Genomic DNA, 16,671 nt, shown 5'->3' with positions numbered 1-16,671 from the left:
TTGAAAAAAGAGTACGCGAGAAATCACGTACTCTTTTTGAATATAGCCGATTAGTTCATCATGATCGTACCGTTGTTTGAACCGCCAGTTGATTCTCTAGTAACAGTCGAAACCGGAACCCAGGCGATAGCGCCATAGTCGTAGGCATTTCTGTGACTAGAGCCGCTGCCAGCGCTATAGTAGCATGGGTCATAAACTAGGAAGCGGCCGTTCTTGTAACCAGCGATAACCTTAGCGTGGTGCTTGCTGCGGAAGTAAGTTTCATAGCTTGAAAAACCGTAATAAATCACTGGGTGCCCGCTCTTTACGACAGACTCGATCTTTGCCATGCTGCTACCAGTAATGTTGGTAAAACCGCCGTCAAACTTCTTCATGTAGTTGGTTAAGCTTGATGCTGACAGCAAACCGTGGAAGTTGGCAGTTGAGTAAACGCCGCCGTATTGCGGCAGATTGTTATAGGCGTATCTCATGTTGAAAGACCGGTTCTTGATGCTCAAGAGAGTTGCTGAAGACGCGACCGCGCAACCTTCTGGCGCGTAGATTGGCGTAAACTGGCTGTGCCAAGTTGGGGCGTGTAGGACACCGCTTGACAAAGCGTAGTAGTCTCTGCCGCCGACAAAGGCAAACTTTTTGATGAACATAGCGCCGGTTTTCTTGTCAAAGTAGTAGCCCTTGCCCTTGATCTTTTGGTAGCCCGTCTTTCTTTGCCCGTTTGAAGCGTAGTACTTCTTAGATTTGCCAACGGTTTGCAGGCCTGTAGTCATACAAGCGTTCTTCTTGCTGAAGTAGTAACACTTGCCATTGACCTTTTGTTCACCGTATTGCAACTGGCCGTTCGTCGCGTAATAAACCTTATACTTCTTGGTAGTCTTTTTCTTGTACTTCGTCTTGATCAGCTTGCCGCGCTTCTTGACCCACTTGTAGGCTGTCTTGTAAGACTTCTTAGAAACGGTTTGAAAACCAGTCTTCATCGCGCCAGACTTGTCAGCGAACCAATACCAATGACCGTCGATCTTCTTCTTGCCGTAAACCATGTGACCACTAGCATCATAATAAACGGTCTTCTTTTGCTCAGCAATCGTCTGGAAACCGGTCTTCATCGCACCGGTTTCATCATCGAACAGGTACCAGTTGCCATCAACCTTCTTTTGCCCATGGACCAAATTTCCACTAGCATCATAGTAGACTGTTACACCGTTTTCCGTAACAAAACCGCTCTTTTCCACCGCTTGAGCTTTGGTGGCCGCAAAGGCGGTCAAGCTGCCGGTAAGCAGAAGAGCAGTCAATAAGCTATAACCTTTTTTCACTTTTCCATTTCCTTGTTGCAAACAATAGACAAAAACTATAACGACACGGTTAAACAAACAGTGAATATTTACATTACGGCAAAACTTGCTATTTTACTTGTCTTATTCTAAGCCAAACCGGCAACTTACTCCCCAGCTTCTCCAGGCTCCAGTAAAACATATCCAAGAGCAGGCTGGCCAAGACTGTTATGGCCAGCAAAGTCAGATAAGCTACTAGAGGATTCCTTGACCAAAAAACCGCAACCACAAATGGGTAGAAGTAATAGCAAAAGAAAGTGTGAGTCAGCCACATATTTGTGCTCAAATGGCCGAAATACTCAAAAATCTTCCGCGGCCACTTCGCCAGATCCAGTAGCAAAAGGCAACCTGCCATAAAGACCGGAGTGATAATCAGCATCATATCGCTGACATTGCCGAATACCTTTTCTTGAAAATAAAAGGCTGAAACTATCAGCAAAATTCCGATCACTGTCCGCCAAATGGTCGTATAGCCGCTAAAGAGACGGCGAAGATTGCTGAAGACATCATATTTGCCAAAAACGATCCCAAACAAGTAAGTGCAGATAAATGCATTAGGCATAAAGAGTTGGGTCCACAGGTAGCTGGAATCCAGGCTGTTGAACGGTGACAGCTTGGTCAAAGCTGGCAGGAACCTAACCGTAAAGACGGACAGCAGCAAGACCAGGCCTGTTTCCACATAGACATTGTTGACCTTTTCTGTCAAATAATAGTAGACGCTGCCTAGCACAATTGCCGCTACGAAGACACGGACAAACCACCATTCACCGTTATAAGTCGAAGCGTAGCCGGTCAAATTCTGAATGAATTTTCCAAAAGAGAAATCAGCAAAGCGATTCCACATAAAAGCCCGCGAATACCGCGGCTGCTGGCTGAAAAACAAGAAGCCCAGTGGGACAAACAAGAAAAATACGCGCCAGTAAACCCGGTACAAGTTCCAGATTTTCCTCAGCAAATGAAACTTATGCGCCTCAATCTGTTTAGCAAGGCCCAATCCGCCCAAGAACATAAAGATATACACGCAGATTTTGCCGAAACTGCCGACCATCTGCAAATGCTTTAAAGCCTCAGCCGGCAAAGCAAATTTATATTTGCTTGGAATCCGGTCGGGGAAAGCCATACTGTGGTGCAACAGCATCAGCAAAATTGCGATACCCTTCATCGCCTTGGTGTCTTGGCGCGAGAATTGCCATTTGTTTATATTCAAAATAGTTACCCTTTATCATTTTATCTAAGCATATGCAAAACTGTCAATCACTTTATATCAAAATATCAAATTACGTAAAAACAACTTCTTAAGCCTTGAGGCCGGCAATTGTACGCTGAGCCCCTTCTTCTAAAGAAAATTTAGCCTGCCAGCCCAGGGCTTCCAGCTTTTCAGCATCTAAAGAAGAATTAGTCATCAAGTTGTAGCCTTTTTTCTCCACGTCTGTCGGGTTCTCAAAAACAACATGAGTCCCAGCTGCCTTGGCCAGAGCTTCGGCCAACTGGCGGACAGTAACAACGGAATTCCGGTTGGAAATGTTGTAGGCATTGGCGTTCTTGCCATCAAGCAAGATGGTCAAAAGCGCTGACGCGCAGTCTAACGTATAGCAGTATGACCGCAGCTGCTGACCCGCGCTTTTCATGACGATGTCTTCGTGATTGACCGCGTTACGAGTAAATTGGGCTGAGGCCCGGCTATCAGACTTGGTAATGGTTGGTCCGTAAATATGACCGGGGCGGGCGATTACCGTTTCCAAGCCATACTCTTGGCTAAAGGAGGCGCACAGAGTTTCTGCCGCCCGTTTAGCACTTGGGTAGCAAGCACGTGAGTTTAAAATGTCCAAAAAGCCATAGTCTTCTTCTTTGAAAGGATCATTATTGTCTTTGTTCCCGTAAACTTCACTGGAAGACAAGTACAAGAGGCGCTTGGCCCCGTACTCTTTGCCCATCTTTAGCAGAGAATAGAGGCCACTGAAGTTGGCCAGCATCGTTTCAACCGGCTGGCTGACATAATAAGAAGGATTGGCATTGCTTGCCCCATGGATGATATAGTCAACTTTTACATTCAGATCTACTTCTTTGGTAGCATCGTACTGGAAAAAGATATAGTCTTTTCCTTCTCCAAACCCGGCAAAACGGGTTGCCATCCGTTCACGGCTGCGGCCGGCCAGGACCAGACTAATTCCGGCATCTCTGTTTTTGTTCAACCAAAGCAAGACGTCAACCAGGGCTGAACAGATCATCCCTGTTGCTCCGGTAATAAATAATTTCTTACCAAAAAGCAGTTCCAGATTCGGAACTGCCTTTTGCACGTGGTCTACGTCATCCCAATATTGTTCAGTGTACTTCATCGTTACCTCGTTACTTGAGCCACTCGTCTTTCTTAGTGGAAAGCAGGGCTTCAAAAATCATCAAGTCGTCAACCGTCGTAATTTTTAAGTTGGTTTCCGACCCTTTAGAGAAATAAACTCTTTCTCCCAAAGCCTGCATCAAGGTGCAAGTTGCGGCCGTGTTGGTAATACCGCGCTTGCCGGCTTCTTCATGCGCCCAGAGCAGCTTGCCCAAGGTGTAGACGTGCGGCGTCTGCGTTCTGTAAAGCTGCTCACGCGGAATTGAATCAGTTGAAGATACGCCACCGTCACCGCTGCGGAAAACTGCTTCTACACACGGAATAGCGGTAATCGCACTGCCGTGTTCCTTAAAGGTAGCCAGGCTGTCAGAGATGATTTCCTGGGAAACATTGCAACGGTTTCCGTCATGGATTAAGACAACTTCATCATCTCCTAATTCCTTGGACAGGACTTCCAAGCCATTGTGAATTGATTCTTGGCCGGTTGCCCCACCTGGCACGACCCACTTGAGCTTGCTGATGTTAAACTGCTTGGCATAAACTTTCAAAACATCCATCCAGGCGGGCAGGGTAACCACCATGATTGCATCAACCAAGGGATGCTTTTGGAAAGCTTCCATCGTGTGAATGATGATCGGCTTGTTGTTCACATGCATGAACTGCTTGGGAATATCCTGCTTCATCCGTGAGCCAACACCGGCTGCCGTCAATAATGCTACTACCATTTTTACTCCTTCAGCCATTTTCTGGCTTTGCTGTTAAGCCATCAATGCAACTTCTTATTCAAAATTCTCCGGCAAAAACTCGCCATCACTTTCATTTTAACAGATCTATCCAACATTTGAACCGCATTAACAATCTGCTTATTTAGGTATTTTTGTCTTTTCTTCCTGTCATTTTTTAAATTTCTTTAAAAAGAAGAATAAAATTATTGTGGTATACTTGGAAGTTAGTATTGTGCAAACCAGCATACTTTTTCAACTAATGCATCTGCATAAGAATGTGAGGAAATCTAGGTGAACAATTTTTACAGTATGGCTGACACCACGCTCACTTTAAAAGAGCTGGCCAAGCTGATCTGGAAGAATCTACTGCTGATTATTATCGGCACGGCCTTGTTTGGCTGCCTGGCTTATGGAACTGCCAACTATCTGCTTCCAGCCAGATACACTGCCAGCATGAACTTCGTGGCTAAGGGCAAAATCACGCAAGGCGGTTTTACCAAGCGGCAGGCCAGAAGCCAAAACGAGCAAGCAGCCAACGGCTTTCAAAATATTGCCATCAGCCCTGGCGTCATCGATCATACCACTAATGAAATTGACAACGTTTCGCCAACGGCTCTGCGTGAGAATATAACCGTAACATCTACCCCGCGCTCCAACACCTATACCTTGACTGTCACCAGTTCTTCGCCTAAAAAGGCCAAAAAGACGCTTAAGGTTGTGGCCAAAAATTTCAAGAAAGAATTTAAGCTTGAATACAAGCGGGGTCGCAAGGCCATGCCAACCAAGAAAAAGAAGCGCAAGTACTTGAAACCGATCCTGCCAACTGTCCTAGTCAAATCCATCAAGTTCAAGGATAAAACCAGCGTCGTGAAGAGCTACCCGAATATCAAGTTTGCAGTAGCGATCGGCACGGTAACTGGCTTCCTGCTGGCGACTTGGAGATCAATTTACTGGCGCCTGCGCAGAAGTTACCGATAAGGAGGTTAGCGTGAAGTCTATCAAATCAGCTGGTGACCGCTTCTTTGCAGTCATGGCTTATATCATCGTCATCCTGTCGGTCATGTCAACGACAGTCATGTGGAACTACTTAAGAGGAGCTTTCATCCCAATCGGTACCTACCGCTACCTTCTTTTGGGGATCGGGATCCTTTTGGTTTTGGCTACCAATTCTTACAACTTTAAGGACTTGTCCTTCATTGTCTTGATCGTATGCTACCTGCTAGTCTTCATCTTTTTTTCGCAGGCCAATCCTTTCAAGTACTTTTCCAACCTCTGCCTGCCTTTGACAGCGGCCCTTTTGATTACCTTTGTCTACTGCCGGCACGATAATGGGCATCTTCTTTGGGACAGCTATGCCAATATCGTCTTGATCGTGGCTGGCGTGTCGCTCTTCTTTTACTTTTTCGGCAGCATTCTTGGCCTGCGGATTGGGGCCGTTGACACCTTCTATTACTGGGCCAACAACCCCCACTTTACAACTAGCTACTGCTACCTTTATTTCCACCAGCCCTTACAGGATCAAATGTACCTGGGCCACCACGTGATCAGAAATACGGGGATCTTTACCGAAGCTCCAGGCTACACCCTCTTCCTTTTAAACGGCTTGATTATCGAGCTCTTCGTCAAAAAGTCCAAGACCTTCTGGCGGATTAGTCTCATCCTGGTCACCCTGCTGACAACCCTGTCCGCAACAGCAATCCTGCTCGGAGTTTTGGCTGTATTGATTTCCTTTTTGCAATACCTGCAGGCACAGGGTAAGCTCAACTTGAAGATCGTTATCCCAGTCTTCCTGCTTCTTCTGGTATTAGGAATCATTGTCATCCGGATTAGAAAATCTGGTGGGTCATCTTACTCAGTCAGAGTAGACGATCTGCGCATTGGATTGACTGTTTGGGGCCAGCATCCGATCCTCGGAGTAGGTTTTGGCAATGAAGGAGCCTTAATCAAGATGTTTGCCTTCCACCGGGCAAACAACGGCCTAAGCATGGGGCTAACCACTTTGATGGCTACTGGGGGGCTCTACCTGGCTCTATACTTCCTTGTGCCATTCTTTACCACATTATTTGCTCCAAGCCGCCGCTATCTTCTGCCAATCAGTATTTTATTGCTGCTGGAAATCATTATCTCCAATATTTCTACCAACCCGGTCTACTTAATGGCCATGGCTCTTCTCTGGTATGCCACTTTAAACGACCTTAGGGAGCGAAAATCTTTTGCCGGGCCGAACTATACTAGCCTCTACTTTTAAGGCTGAGAAAAGCATTTTTAGACATTAAAAGAGCATTCCCAGCGGAATGCTCTTTTACTTTGCCGATTTAATTTTTATCATGGTCTGGATCAGTGTCCAAATCATCATGAGATAACTTGCTTTCTTCAGTTACCTCATTAGCGTCATACAGATCATGCTTAATCTTGGAAGAACTAATTTCCGGGGTTCTTGGCAGGTAAACGACGTTGACGCCTTCTTCTTTCAAGAAGTCGAATTTGCCTTTCCAGTCATCCCCCATGACAAAGGTATCAATGTGGTATTCATGCATGTCGTTACGCTTTTGGTCCCAGTCTTTTTCAGGGATGACCAGGTCAACGTAACGGATGGCTTCCAGCAGCTGCTTGCGCTGCTCATATGAGAAGTAGGTCTTCTTGTGCTTGGAGTTCCAGTTAAACTCATCAGTAGACAAGGCAACGATCAAGTAGTCTCCCTGTGCCTTGGCTCTTCTCAGCAGGTTGATGTGGCCGTAATGCAGCAGGTCAAATGTTCCATAAGTAATTACACGTTTCATAATTGCTCCTTGCCCCCTATTTCAGGTATTCCTTGTAAGACTTGTCTGGATCAAAGATGACTGAGCCATGGATAGACCCGCCTCTGACAAAGACATTCCACTTGCCGTACTGTTTGGTCAGCAAAGGATCGTAATCCTTTGGAATCGGCAGGCTGAGCATCTCAAATGGCACTCTGACTGGATTTGCCACGTACTTGCGCTTCCAGCAGCACTTTTCCGTTTCCAGCATGACCATCATGACTTCTTGGGTATCTTGGTCGTCATATTTGGTAATTTCCTTGGCAAAGCGGTCGTAATAAATGTTGCGGCCACCACTCTTTTTCTTATCAAAAAAGAATTTGGTGTAAAGGAGGGACTTTTTCAAGCCGGACAAATTCTTATTCGGATAGCCGTTGCAGTAGTTGTAGAACTGCCGGGCCCGGTGCTTGAGCTGGTTGACGTTTTTAACAAAAGCTTGTCGCTCTTCCAGATCGTCTGGCACACTGTCCAATGGAAAGATATCGATGAAAATCCCCTGGTTAAACTGGTAATGAAAATTCTGTTCAGATTTGAGAATAGCCGTGGTCGAGGAATTACGCAACTGGGCGTGCCCCCTCATGGCACCAGGGTCGGTCTCTTCTGTTTGGAAGAAGTACGGCTCGGTAAACTCATTCTTAGCCACTTCGCACAAACGGTCAAAATCCTTCCGGTACATCATCAAATCGATGTCATCATCCCAAGGAATATAGCCATGATGGCGTACAGCACCCAAGAGAGAACCACCCGACAGGTACCAGGGAATATCGTATTTCTGGCAAACCTGATCCAGTTGGTCCAAGAGGTCTAATTCCACGGCCCAGATCTTTTTCATTTCCGGGCTGACCGTGTAGTCGTTTCTGACTTCTTCTTTAAAAAAATCGTCTGAGAGCTTGAGCTTAATATTGTCCATTGTCTTTTCTAAATTCTCCCTTATCCTCTGCTCAAAATCTTCTTAAGCAGGCCAACTGAATCATCCTGCAAGATAAACAAGGTGCCCAGGTAAGTCCCCGCTCCAAGAATAAACTGAATGCCCAGCTTGATAATGCCAGGATGGCCAAATGGGTTCAAGGTCAGGATGACCAGCATCATTAAAGTCCCGGCAATCAGCTTCTTCCAAATCACCTTGCCAATATAAGCTAGCTCCAAGTAGCCATTATCATGGTAAAGGTAAAGCAGACTAATTGTCAATTCCGCGATGATTGAGGCAAAAGTCGCCCCGGCACTGGCAAAGCGCGGAATCAAAAACAGGTTCAAGACGAAGTTGACAACTGCTCCGATGATAATATAAACCGCGCTCTGCTTCCGCAGGCCGGCCGGGTTATAGTATTGCGAACCCAGGCAGTTGGAAATTCCAATAATCACGATCTGCGGGCTAAACAGACGAAGCAAGAGCGCCACCTTATCCCAGCCATGACCGAAGAAAACCGGCACAAATGTATCCGCGATTCCGAGCAGGCCAAAGCCGATCCCCACCCCGATGAAAAGGATGTAGTTTATGGATCCTTGGATCCGCTGCTTGATTTCCTTCTCTTTCTTCTTGGCAAATAAGTAGGAAATTCTAGCTCCCAGGACATTGTTAACGGCGGTAAAAGTCACTGCCTTGGTCAGGTTGATAATCTTTGTTGCCTGCTCATAGTAGGCGTTCTCCGCATTATTCTGGGTCATGAAGCCAATCAAGGTTTTGTCCATGTAAGTATAAATAGAGGTTGCGATAGTCGGAATAAAGTAGATCAGAGTTTCGTGGAAGTGCCGTTTCAAGTTGGCTAGTTTGATTGGAACTTTTACCACGAACTTATGCAACTCCAGCCACATGGACATGGTCCCCAGCAGGGTCGTCCCCGTCATGATGAAGACGTAAAGGTTGGTATCCTTAGGGCTCTTGACAAAAAGCAGGATCAAGACAACCCCAGCCACCTTGACCAAAGCGTTCTTGGTTACAGTGTACTGAAACTGCTCCAGTCCATCAAAGAACCAGGAGATGTCCAGCATGGTGTTGAACAGGTTCAAGGTCAAGATAAGAAACATGACCCGGTAGTGGGTCTGAAAAGCCACGTAGCCTCCCCATAAGAGTAGCATGGCCAAGGAGGTGAACACGCTCAGCAGTTCAATTTCCCAAAAAATCTGGCTTCGCTTCTTGGCATCGTTGCGGCTACGGGCAATTTCCCGCATCCCATACGAAGCTGTCCCCAAGGCCGCGACCAGGGAGAAGTAGGTCTGGATTGAGGAAGTCCAGCTGTAGGCACCGATCCCATCAGTTCCGATGACTCTGGAAACGTAAGGCGCCGTAATCAGTGGTGTAATGATTGCCAGAATCTGGTACAGGGTGCTGATAACTATATTCTTTTTAATACTAGGATTCTTCATTAACGCTTCCGATCTGATACTACTTGCCCAAATACATCTGGTAAACCTGCTCAGCAGATTCCTGGTTGTCGTAGCCCAGCTTGGTCAGCTGGTTTGCAAATTGCCGTCGGTCCTGGCCGTTGGCCTGGCTGGCCACTTGCGCAATCAACTTGGCCCAGGCAGCAGGATCAGCCTGCAGGGATTCCCGGAAAATCAAGCCCTCGAAGTCCATTTCTGAACTGATGACGTCAGAAATCACGCATGGCAGACCAGTCGTCTGTGCTTCCAGCAAGGTTACTGGCAGTCCTTCATAAAGAGACGGCATGACAAAGGCATCCATGGCAAACAAGTAGTCTGGAATCTTGTCAGTAGACAAGACTATGGTCACCTTTTCCTCAAGACCCAAATCTTTGATCTTAGTCCGCAGGTCTGTTTCCTTTTCCCCGCTCCCGATCAAAAGCAAGTGGGCTTGCGGATTGCTTTTAACCAGTTCATAAAAAATGTCTACCAGGAAAAGCTGATTCTTTTGGTCTGCCAGGCGGCCAATATTGCCTAACAAGAGCTGATCGGCTGCTAAGCCCAAGTCTTCTCTAGTCGCCTGCCGCTTTTCTTCAGAAAAAACATAACGGTCTCGGCTGATCCCGTTGTGGATGATCCGAACTCTGCCTTGGTCTTTAGGATTAAAAAGCCAAGCAGCCGCCTCTTTTGAGCAGGCCGCCAGGTCCGTGGCATAGCGGGCAATCTGCTTGCGCTCGTAAGTTACGAAACCAGGTAGTTTTTGGATGCCGTGTAAATGCTGCATGGCATTGTGGGAGTGGACGATCACACGCTTAACGCCATTTTCCCGGGCTACCTTGGCCATGTCATAGCGACTAGGCAGGTCAGTATCGATATGAACCACGTCATAGTGGTGCTTTTTCAAAAACTGGTCAACCACGGCCACCCGGTTGCGGTGGCTCTCAAAGGAGTTCTTGCCCGAGTAGCGCAGAGGGTAAACATGAACACCAAAAGCCTCCACGGCTGCTTCTTTTTCAGGGATGCTCTTGTCTGGATCGAGCAGGACGTAATCATAGTCCACCCGGTCATGGAGGGTCTTGATCCATTCGTATTCAACCGAGGTCACACCATCATAGTAGAGCATCCCCCTAATCAAAAGTACCTTCAACTTGTCAGTCACGCTATCACCTGTTCTTTTACTCGCGTCTTACTTATCTAAACTTTTGACCGCCTTCTCCAAAGCAGTCTTAGTAAAATAGCCTGCTCTGAGCTTCTTAGCCACATCCCTGGCATTAGCCGCGAAAACTTCGTATTCTTCTTCCGTTACATTTTTTAAAACTTCCGGCAAGTCGCGCAGGGAATCAATAGTTAAGCCCAAATTCTTGCTCTTGATGAAACTAGCTTCGGCAGCCTGGCTCCAGATGATAACTGGCAGGGCTGAGGCCAGATACAAGGAGAGCTTGTGGGGATTGTTGTAACGGAGGTAGTTGCCAAAAGGGCCATCACAGGTCTCAATGCTGCTGCCGTCCCAAATCAAGCCAAAGCCGGAATTCAGCTGCTTCGGAATTTCATCGGCTGGAAAGGCTCCATGGTATTCAACGTTTTTGTAGGCATCCAAAGTGAAATTCAGCCCGTAAAGGTTAAACTTAGCGTCGATCTTGCCGATATCGTTCAAATACTGGGTCTTACGGACATCCAAATTGCCGGCCACGGAAACAGCCCGTTCAAACTTGGCATGATTGATCTCGCCGTCTGGAATCAGATAATCAAAAATCCCCAGCGTAACCAGCTTCTCTGGTGCGATCCCCCGGTCAATGAAGAACTTCTTCATGGAATCATTATGGACGATCAAACAGTCAGCGTATTTCATCATCTGCTCAAAGTCTTCCGCGAAAAATTTCTTGTAGAAGAATTGTCTCAATTCTTCTACATCATGGACTAGATAAATGAATTTAACGTTCTTTTCTTTTTTCAGCTTGGCCAAGGTTTCTTCCCGTTGCAGCTGGTGGTCCCGGGACGGGGCCTGGAAGAGGACGATAGAATTAGGTTCGATCTGTTTGTAGAGCTTTTGCCAGCTGAAGCGGTAGTGCAACTGCCGGCGAACCCGGGAAAGGGCATCCTTTTTTCCAGCGCAGACCCGGACCAAGCGCAGGCTTTCAAAGCCCGCCTTTTCCGCGATCTGGTTGATGTCAGACGGAGCCTTCCCTAAGGCAGTGTCGTCTGAACTGAAAACTTCAAAAATCTGGTACTTCTTCATTAATCCTTGTCTTCTCCCAAGCTGAATTCAAAGAGCGGGTGCTTTTCCCGCTTGTCGACCGGCGGCGGGGTCATGTAGTCTGGCCCATACAGCCGGTTCATGTAGCTTTCGATTCCGGCTGGAAGCTTGACCTTGATCCCCTCAAAAGTTCCTTCCGTAGCCTGGCACATATTCTCCCGGGTATCCATTTCCCCGAAATAGTGCTTGCGGCCGCTTGGAATCGTCACGTACTTGGAGTTGTCATTCTTGCAGCCGGAGTAAACCTTGTAAGTCCAGCGCGTTGCCGTATCCAGCGGGATGAACTTGAAGAAGCGGCCGACCTTGTATTTTTTGCCAAAAGCCGCTCTGACTTCCGGCGTGTCCTGGATTGCCAAGAGCTTTGGCAGGTAGTCGTAAACCTTCCGGCAGCTGAGCAAATAGCCTACTGCCAGGCTCCAGTAGCCCCTAAGCTTACGGGCCAAGGCATTGTCCGGGGTGTTTTCCAGGACAAAAATGTCAATGCAGATCCCGCAGTTTTCCTTGGGCTCAGCCACGTCGTTAAAGGTGCGGTAAACCGTCCCCTTCTTGATGAAGCGGCTGGCAGCTGCCCCATAGCCTGGGGTCAGTTCAGGGGCAAGCAGCTTGTAGCCTTCCCCTAACTCTTTGTCAAAAACTTCCTTGAGCTTGTTGAAGTCTTTTCTGGGCATGTTGATGTCGATGTCGTCGTCCCAAGGGATAAAGCCCTGGTGTCTGATCGTGCCCAAGACTGAGCCCCCACTGAGCGTATAGTTGAGGTCATACTTGGCGCAGACGGCCATGAAGTCCTGGAGCATCCCCAGCAGGGTTTGCTTCAGCTTTTTCAAATCTTCGCCTTCAACGTAAACTACGTGGTCGCTGCCTGCAAAAGCATTCTTCTGGGCAGCGAAACCGTCCTTGGTTCCTAATTTGCTCATGCTTAAAATTCCTTCTCGACGGCTTCCAGGGCAGCAGCGATGACCTGGTCCATGTTGTAGTACTTGTACTGGCCCAGGCGGCCGCCGAAGATAACCTTAGCATCTTCCTTGTCAGCCAGTTCCTTGTACTGGGCATACAGGGAGTTGTTCCGTTCGTTGTTGACCGGGTAGTAAGGCTCATCGCCTTGGTGCCAGTCAGCCGGATATTCCCGGGTGATGATGGTCTTGTCCGGGTCACCCTTGCCGAATTCGAAGTGCTTGTGTTCAATTACCCGGGTATAAGGCGTTTCAGCGTCGGTGTAGTTGATCACGGCGTTGCCTTGGTAGTTGCCGACGTTCTTTTCTTCAGTTTCAAAGCGGAGAGACCGGTATTCCAGTTCACCCAAGCGGTAGTCAAAGAACTGGTCGATCGGGCCGGTGTAGACGACCTTGTCAAACTTCTGCAGGTATTCGTCCTTCTTGTCGAAAAAGTCAGTGTTCAGTTCAACCGTGATCTTGTCATCCTTGAGCAGGTTTTCCACCAGCTTGGTGTAGCCGCCCTTAGGGATGCCCTGGTAGTCATCGTTGAAGTAGTTGTTGTCGTAGATCAAGCGGACTGGCAGGCGCTTAATGATGAATGCCGGCAGTTCAGTTGCCTTTCTGCCCCACTGCTTTTCCGTGTAGCCCTTGATCAGCTTTTCGTAAATGTCGCGGCCGATCAAAGAAATTGCCTGCTCTTCCAGGTTTTGCGGGGTCTTGCCCGCCATTTCAGAGCGCTGCTCGTTGATCTTGTCCATGGCTTCTTGCGGCGTCCGGACGCCCCACATCTGGTTGAAGGTGTTCATGTTGAAAGGCAGGTTGTACATCTTGCCCTTGTAGTTGGCTACCGGGCTGTTGGTGTAGCGGTTGAATTCCGCGAATTGCTGGACATAGGTCCAGACTTCCTTGTTGGAGGTATGGAAAATGTGGGCCCCGTACTGGTGAACCTGGATGCCGTCGATTTCCTTGGTGTAGATATTGCCGGCAATGTGGTCACGCTTTTCAATTACCGTCACCTTGTGGCCGCGCTTGGCAGCTTCGCGGGCAAACACAGCGCCAAAAAGACCTGCACCGACTACTAAATAATCAGCCATAATTTTCTCTCCTGTTCTTCTTTCCTAAAAGTGGGTTTGCTTCTTGCCAACGCCAAGCTTGCGCTTGATGAGGTTGATCCCCTTCTTGATCTTCTTTTCTCCGCCCAGCTGGCCCCAAGTCATTTCAGTATAGTTCTGCTTGGTCGTGTAAAGCCAAACATCCATCAACCGCTCTGAAATATAACCATAGACTCTCTGGTCTTGGACGGAATAGCCGGAAATATCGATTTGCCCCTCCAGCTTGCTCAAAACGCTGAAGATGAATTGACAGTAGTCGGCAAACTGCTCCTTCTTCATGACGAACATGTTAAACATGTGGGCGCTGCGCCGCTTCATCATCATGTCAAAAGCTGGCAGATAGTCAGGATAGTCCTTGGCCAGAATCTCTCTGGTCTTGTCCAGAGGTTCTGCCGGGTGGGCGTGAACATAGTGTTCGTAGTTGCTTTCGATATAGTAGTTCCGCTTGGTCGGGACAATTACGTCATATTTTTCAAGCAGCTTGGCATAGTCGGCCTCGTTCGCGACATTTTCCAAGGTGAAAGGCTTCTTCACGTAAAAATAGCGGCGATAGTGAACCAGACCCACCGCGTCAACGTCTTTTAAGTTCTTCCAAGCCCAGTAAATCCCGGTCAGCTCGTTATAATAGGGATTCTTGGCTGAAATGTTGTCGCCTTCGTCATCGCGCTGGTAACCGATTCCAGGCTTGTAGTTCTTGACCGCGCCAACCAAAACCGGCATGTAGACAGAATCGGCCGGCATTGGAAACTGCTTGTGGGCCGCGACTAATACTTTAACCTTCACTAATAAGCCCCTTCTTTTTTGAAAATACTAAAAATCGTCTGGAAGAAGATCTTCACATCATAGGCAAAAGAGATGTTGTCAATATATTCCAGTTCAACATCGCAGCGCTCCGGATAGCTGATATTGCTGCGGCCCGTTGCCTGCCAAAGGCCCATGGCACCTGGCCTAACTGAAAGAAACTTGGCCTTGCGGTCACCATATTCTTCCAGCTCTTTCTCCACCACCGGACGTGGTCCAATGATGCTCATGTCGCCTTTGAGAATATTGACGAATTGCGGCAGCTCATCAACTGACGTCCGCCGCATCCAGCGGCCGATTGGTGTGATTCTTGGATCCTCTTCAGCCAGCAGCTTGTAGTCGTTTGCTACATATTTGGCATACAAGTCAGGGTCGCTTTTCAAGATCTTCTCCGCGTCCATTTTCATGGAACGGAACTTGTACATCTTAAAGGGCTTGCCGCCCTTGCCAATTCTTTCTTGGGCAAAAAAAGCTGATCCGCCATCCTGGCCCTTGATGATTAGGGACAGAAGCAAGAAAATCGGCGAGAAAACTATCAGTGCCAGCAAGCTGCCGACAATGTCCAAGAATCTCTTTATATACTTGTAGGCGCCCAAGTCGGTCTCGTAATTGGACGATTTTGCTTCTTTACTCATTTATTACCCGTACAACTTAACAACTAAAATATTTCAGCGGTTCTTCTTTGCTTATAAGAATCATTCAGTTTAAGCGTATCAGTCAAAGACACTATTAACCGCATTGTATTCAAGTATAACATTTTTGACCTGGATTGTGCATCACCAATCGCAGATCGCCGCTATAAGCAAAAAATGCTGGATGTTTGCACCCAGCATTTTCTAAATTATTCTCGCTTACTGAACCGTCTTGGTTTTAAGGCCCATGGCCTTTCTGATCAAATTGCTGATTCTCTGACGCTCAGCCGTAGATACCTTCTGGTATGAGACACCGTCTTCCATAAAGCCAGTCCCGTGAGTGTAGTCAGTTACGACATTCTTCGTGGCTGGCAGGTATGAGCTGGCCAGGGAAGTCAAATCACTGAAAGTCAAGTCGGTTTGAACCTGCTTGGACAATGATGAAACAAAACTCGTATTCAGCAAGGTTTGGGCGGATTCCGCCTTCTTGACCAGAGCCTGCAGCACTTGCCGCTGCCGCTTCTGGCGGCCGTAGTCGCCTTCTGGGTCGTCATAACGCATCCGGCTGTATGCCAGAGCCTTGGCCCCGTCCATATGGGTCTTCTGGCCCTTGGTGAAGGTATAGCCTTCATAGCTGAAGCTCAAGACTGGTGAGATGTCGACCCCGCCAACCTTGTTGACGATGGTCTTAAGCCCGCCCATGTTGACCAGAACGTAGGCATTGATTGGGATGTTGAAGTACTTCTTCAGCACCTTGGCCAATTCACCGGCATTGCCATAAGCGTAAGCCGCGTTCAGCTTAGACGGTGAGTATTCCGGATAATCTGGCAGGTTGACTTGGATGTCGCGTTCAAAGCTGACCAAGGTAGTCTTCTTGGTCTTGGGGTTGAGGACCGCGACCATGATGGAGTCGGTCCGGCCCTTGTAGGTTCTGCCCAAGGCCCCGGTGTCAGTCCCCATCAAGAGGACTGCCAGCGGCTTCTTGTTGCTGATGACATCGTTCTTGCTCCCGTTTTCGGCACTGCTGATCCCGCCGGATCTGTAAGCAGTGTTGGCCGCGTTCTTGACTGAGCTGTATTCATACCAGGCAAAGCCAGCCAGACCAAGCACGATTACCCCAATGACAGACCAGAAGATCCGCCAAAACTTGTTGCGCTTCTTGCGCTGTTCTGTTCTTGAATTTATCTTTTTCTCATTCACAGCTTTTCACCATATGTCCAATCTTTAGAATTGATGCAATAGTTTCATTATATATAAAAACGCGGTGTCTGCACCAATTAAATCACTTTCTTCTGTTTTTCTTTAAAAATTCAGAAAATTATTGTCTAACACTTTAATTTTACCAGACCTTTCAGGTATTTAGCCCGGGTAAATAAAGAGGGCACGCAAAAAGGGG

The 16,671-nt window shown here is 47.7% G+C and carries 16 protein-coding genes; 2 read left to right on the top strand and 14 right to left on the bottom strand.

Annotation, left to right across the window (positions count from 1 at the left end; all coding sequences use genetic code 11):
* Positions 1–50: 50 nt before the first annotated feature.
* From ACYVUV_RS01065 to ACYVUV_RS01050, 4 genes are all read right to left on the bottom strand, one after another.
* Positions 51–1,307, bottom strand: a complete 1,257-nt coding sequence (locus tag ACYVUV_RS01065) for a C39 family peptidase (RefSeq protein ID WP_439776403.1) — start codon at positions 1,305–1,307, stop codon at positions 51–53.
* An 88-nt stretch (positions 1,308–1,395) separates the two neighbouring features.
* Positions 1,396–2,487 carry an acyltransferase family protein gene (locus ACYVUV_RS01060; RefSeq protein ID WP_439776404.1) on the bottom strand — a complete coding sequence of 364 codons (1,092 nt, stop codon included), beginning with the start codon at positions 2,485–2,487 and terminating at the stop codon, positions 1,396–1,398.
* Between the two features lie 133 nt (positions 2,488–2,620).
* On the bottom strand, positions 2,621–3,661 hold the full coding sequence (locus tag ACYVUV_RS01055; RefSeq protein WP_439776405.1) for an NAD-dependent epimerase/dehydratase family protein: 1,041 nt from the start codon (positions 3,659–3,661) through the stop codon (positions 2,621–2,623).
* Positions 3,662–3,671: 10 nt separating this feature from the next.
* Positions 3,672–4,385 (bottom strand): IspD/TarI family cytidylyltransferase, encoded by a 714-nt coding sequence (locus ACYVUV_RS01050; RefSeq protein WP_439776406.1) that lies wholly within the window; start codon positions 4,383–4,385, stop codon positions 3,672–3,674.
* Between the two features lie 291 nt (positions 4,386–4,676).
* On the opposite strand from ACYVUV_RS01050, the gene ACYVUV_RS01045 reads away from it, so the two are divergent.
* Both ACYVUV_RS01045 and ACYVUV_RS01040 read left to right on the top strand, forming a co-directional pair.
* The gene (locus ACYVUV_RS01045; protein WP_439776407.1) at positions 4,677–5,363 is read left to right on the top strand and encodes a Wzz/FepE/Etk N-terminal domain-containing protein; all 687 of its coding nucleotides are present in this window, start codon (positions 4,677–4,679) and stop codon (positions 5,361–5,363) included.
* A 10-nt stretch (positions 5,364–5,373) separates the two neighbouring features.
* Positions 5,374–6,633, top strand: coding sequence for a beta-carotene 15,15'-monooxygenase (locus tag ACYVUV_RS01040; RefSeq protein ID WP_439776408.1), 1,260 nt, complete (start codon positions 5,374–5,376; stop codon positions 6,631–6,633).
* A 67-nt stretch (positions 6,634–6,700) separates the two neighbouring features.
* Here the strand turns inward: ACYVUV_RS01040 and tagD are convergent, their stop codons facing one another.
* From tagD to ACYVUV_RS00990, 10 genes are all read right to left on the bottom strand, one after another.
* Complete coding sequence (tagD, locus tag ACYVUV_RS01035; protein ID WP_439776409.1) at positions 6,701–7,165, bottom strand: glycerol-3-phosphate cytidylyltransferase; 465 nt, start codon at positions 7,163–7,165, stop codon at positions 6,701–6,703.
* A 16-nt stretch (positions 7,166–7,181) separates the two neighbouring features.
* Positions 7,182–8,093: a LicD family protein gene (locus tag ACYVUV_RS01030; protein WP_439776410.1), complete on the bottom strand. Its 912-nt coding sequence runs from the start codon at positions 8,091–8,093 to the stop codon at positions 7,182–7,184.
* A 20-nt stretch (positions 8,094–8,113) separates the two neighbouring features.
* Positions 8,114–9,547 carry an oligosaccharide flippase family protein gene (locus ACYVUV_RS01025; protein WP_439776411.1) on the bottom strand — a complete coding sequence of 478 codons (1,434 nt, stop codon included), beginning with the start codon at positions 9,545–9,547 and terminating at the stop codon, positions 8,114–8,116.
* Between the two features lie 19 nt (positions 9,548–9,566).
* The gene (locus ACYVUV_RS01020) at positions 9,567–10,703 is read right to left on the bottom strand and encodes a glycosyltransferase (protein ID WP_439776412.1); all 1,137 of its coding nucleotides are present in this window, start codon (positions 10,701–10,703) and stop codon (positions 9,567–9,569) included.
* Between the two features lie 27 nt (positions 10,704–10,730).
* Positions 10,731–11,780, bottom strand: coding sequence for a glycosyltransferase (locus tag ACYVUV_RS01015; RefSeq protein ID WP_439776413.1), 1,050 nt, complete (start codon positions 11,778–11,780; stop codon positions 10,731–10,733).
* Positions 11,780–12,712, bottom strand: coding sequence for a LicD family protein (locus tag ACYVUV_RS01010; protein ID WP_439776414.1), 933 nt, complete (start codon positions 12,710–12,712; stop codon positions 11,780–11,782). The genes ACYVUV_RS01015 and ACYVUV_RS01010 overlap by 1 nt, the downstream gene beginning before the upstream one ends.
* 2 nt (positions 12,713–12,714) lie before the next feature.
* Positions 12,715–13,824, bottom strand: a complete 1,110-nt coding sequence (gene glf / locus ACYVUV_RS01005; RefSeq protein WP_484498916.1) for a UDP-galactopyranose mutase — start codon at positions 13,822–13,824, stop codon at positions 12,715–12,717.
* A 24-nt stretch (positions 13,825–13,848) separates the two neighbouring features.
* Positions 13,849–14,625, bottom strand: coding sequence for a DUF4422 domain-containing protein (locus tag ACYVUV_RS01000; protein ID WP_439775484.1), 777 nt, complete (start codon positions 14,623–14,625; stop codon positions 13,849–13,851).
* Positions 14,625–15,221, bottom strand: a complete 597-nt coding sequence (locus ACYVUV_RS00995; protein WP_439775488.1) for a sugar transferase — start codon at positions 15,219–15,221, stop codon at positions 14,625–14,627. Before ACYVUV_RS00995 ends, ACYVUV_RS01000 begins: the two co-directional genes overlap by 1 nt.
* A gap of 273 nt (positions 15,222–15,494) precedes the next feature.
* Positions 15,495–16,475 carry an LCP family protein gene (locus tag ACYVUV_RS00990; RefSeq protein ID WP_439775485.1) on the bottom strand — a complete coding sequence of 327 codons (981 nt, stop codon included), beginning with the start codon at positions 16,473–16,475 and terminating at the stop codon, positions 15,495–15,497.
* Between the last annotated feature and the right edge of the window lie 196 nt (positions 16,476–16,671).

This window comes from Lactobacillus sp. WILCCON 0149 (assembly GCF_057197965.1).
Note: the sequence above shows the minus strand (reverse complement) of the source record. Positions and strands in the feature narration are given on the sequence as shown.

Coding starts and splice junctions, on each gene's coding strand:
- ACYVUV_RS01055 (WP_439776405.1), bottom strand. CDS start 3,661: ATGAAGTACACTGAACAATATTGGGATGACGTAGACCACGTGCAAAAG.
- ACYVUV_RS01050 (WP_439776406.1), bottom strand. CDS start 4,385: ATGGTAGTAGCATTATTGACGGCAGCCGGTGTTGGCTCACGGATGAAG.
- ACYVUV_RS01010 (WP_439776414.1), bottom strand. CDS start 12,712: ATGAGCAAATTAGGAACCAAGGACGGTTTCGCTGCCCAGAAGAATGCT.
- ACYVUV_RS01025 (WP_439776411.1), bottom strand. CDS start 9,547: ATGAAGAATCCTAGTATTAAAAAGAATATAGTTATCAGCACCCTGTAC.
- ACYVUV_RS01060 (WP_439776404.1), bottom strand. CDS start 2,487: ATGAAGGGTATCGCAATTTTGCTGATGCTGTTGCACCACAGTATGGCT.
- glf (WP_484498916.1), bottom strand. CDS start 13,824: ATGGCTGATTATTTAGTAGTCGGTGCAGGTCTTTTTGGCGCTGTGTTT.
- ACYVUV_RS01030 (WP_439776410.1), bottom strand. CDS start 8,093: ATGGACAATATTAAGCTCAAGCTCTCAGACGATTTTTTTAAAGAAGAA.
- ACYVUV_RS01015 (WP_439776413.1), bottom strand. CDS start 11,780: ATGAAGAAGTACCAGATTTTTGAAGTTTTCAGTTCAGACGACACTGCC.
- tagD (WP_439776409.1), bottom strand. CDS start 7,165: ATGAAACGTGTAATTACTTATGGAACATTTGACCTGCTGCATTACGGC.